Annotated in this window: 2 protein-coding genes; both read right to left on the bottom strand. The window is 73.4% G+C overall.

Features of this window, described 5'->3' with window-relative positions:
- Positions 1 to 237 (bottom strand): response regulator transcription factor (locus BACI9J_RS23580; RefSeq protein WP_159736738.1); only part of this gene is annotated, 237 nt, incomplete at its 3' end.
- Positions 234 to 1,445 carry a sensor histidine kinase gene (locus BACI9J_RS23575; RefSeq protein WP_236558901.1) on the bottom strand — a complete coding sequence of 404 codons (1,212 nt, stop codon included), beginning with the start codon at positions 1,443 to 1,445 and terminating at the stop codon, positions 234 to 236. The genes BACI9J_RS23580 and BACI9J_RS23575, both read right to left, overlap by 4 nt.
- Between the last annotated feature and the right edge of the window lie 384 nt (positions 1,446 to 1,829).

The following is a 1,829-nucleotide window of genomic DNA, read 5'->3' as shown; positions in this document are numbered from 1 at the left end:
CCCCGGGACGGCGCCGGAGTAGAGCTGCCGGACGGTCTCCACGCCGTCCATCCCGGCCATCCGCATGTCGAGCAGCACCACGTCGGGGCGCACCTCGGGGATGAGCGCGAGCGCTTCGGCCCCGTCGGAGGCCTCACCGACCACACGCATGTCGTCCTGGGCATCGAGCACCACCCGGAGCCCCGCGCGGAACAGCGCCTGGTCGTCGGTGAGCAGGATCCTGATCGGTTCGGTCATCGGACGGGTCCCCCTTGGACGTCGAACGGGATGCGGGCGCGTGCCGTGAACACGTCGTCCAGCACGGCGGCGTCGAACGACCCACCGAGGGCGCCGAGGCGCGAGTCCATGCCGTCGATCCCGCGGCCCGAGCCGGCCGTGGTGCCGTCACCGGCGACGTTCTCGACCTCGAGCACCAGGTCGGCGTTCCGCCAGGTCTCCCGCACGACGACCGGGTTGCCGGGGGCGCCGTGGCGCAGGGCGTTCGTGAGCATCTCCTGCAGCACGCGGCGGGCAGCGGTGCCGGTGTCCGGGCGCAGGGCCAGCGGGACCCCGCGCACCGTGCGGTCGACGTCGACCCCGGCGTCGCGGATGCCCTGCACGATTTCCTCGAGCGACCCCGGGCCGGTCGCCTCGGCGGAGCCGTCGATGTGCCCGAGGACCTGTCGGACCTCGACCAGGGAACTCCGGGCGGTGCTCGCGATGGTGGCGCTGACCGCTCGGATGCGCGCCTCGTCGTCGAGGAACGGCACCGAGTCGGCCTGCGCGATGATGACCGCGAGCGAGTGGCCGACGACGTCGTGCACGTCGCGGGCGATGTCCGCGCGGATGCGTTCGGACTCGGCGACGTCGATGGCGCGGGTGGCGGTGGCCTCGGCCTCGGTGGCGACGGCCTCGGCACGCGATGCCGCGGCCTCGGCATCGGCACGGCGCTCCGACTCGCGGTCGCGGGAGCGGAAGGCGCGGACGGCGACCCCGCCCGCCCAGACACCGAGCAGCGCGGTCACCGGGGCGGCCATCGCCAGGAACGCCTGGTCGCGGGGACCGTTGATGAGCACGAGGAACCGGAAGCCGGTCGACGCCAGGTAGACCGTCGCCCCAGCGCCGGCGACGACCGCGAGCACACCGGAGACGACGACCTCGGTGCGGGTGCCGACGACCGCGGCGGTCCCGATCACGACGAACATCGCGAGGTCCACCAGCGACGGGCGCTCGCCGCCGCCGACCTGGATCACCCCGAGGACGACGACCATCGCCATCGCAGCGGACGGGGAGATGCGGCGCAGGGCGATCGCCACCGAGGCCGACAGCACCGCGGCGAGGCTCGCGTGCTCGAGCTCGAGGTCGATGGGCAGCAGGAAGACGAACGCCGCCAGGGCCGCCCAGGCCACGTCGACGGCGATCGACCGGGTGGCGAGCGGCCGGAGGAACCTGCCCCGTTCGGTCACGGCTCGATCATCGCATGCCGCCCACGCCGTGCAGCGCGGACCGACGTCACGCGCCCGCGGTCATGGCGGCGAGGGCGATGACGGTCGTGGTGACGATCGCGGCGCAGAGCAGCAGCGTGGCGATCGTGTGCTTCGTCGAGGACTCCATGTCACCAGACTCGTGGCGCGGAGTCGCCGGGGCATCGGGCGCAGGGGCGAAGCGCTTCGTCCCTGCGGGTGAAGCGAGGGGCGATCACCCGGTACTCGGGGATCAGACGACGACGGATCCCAGCTGCCGGTGCGCGATCGAGACGGACTCGCCGGACACCGCGTTCAGCGGCGACGACAGGAACGCGACGAGGTCGGCGATCTGCTGCGGTGTCGAGTCGCCGGGGCCACCTGGGC

This window comes from Arthrobacter sp. 9V, assembly GCF_902506065.1.
Classification (GTDB): domain Bacteria; phylum Actinomycetota; class Actinomycetes; order Actinomycetales; family Micrococcaceae; genus Arthrobacter.
This window is presented reverse-complemented; position numbering and strand designations above follow the sequence as displayed.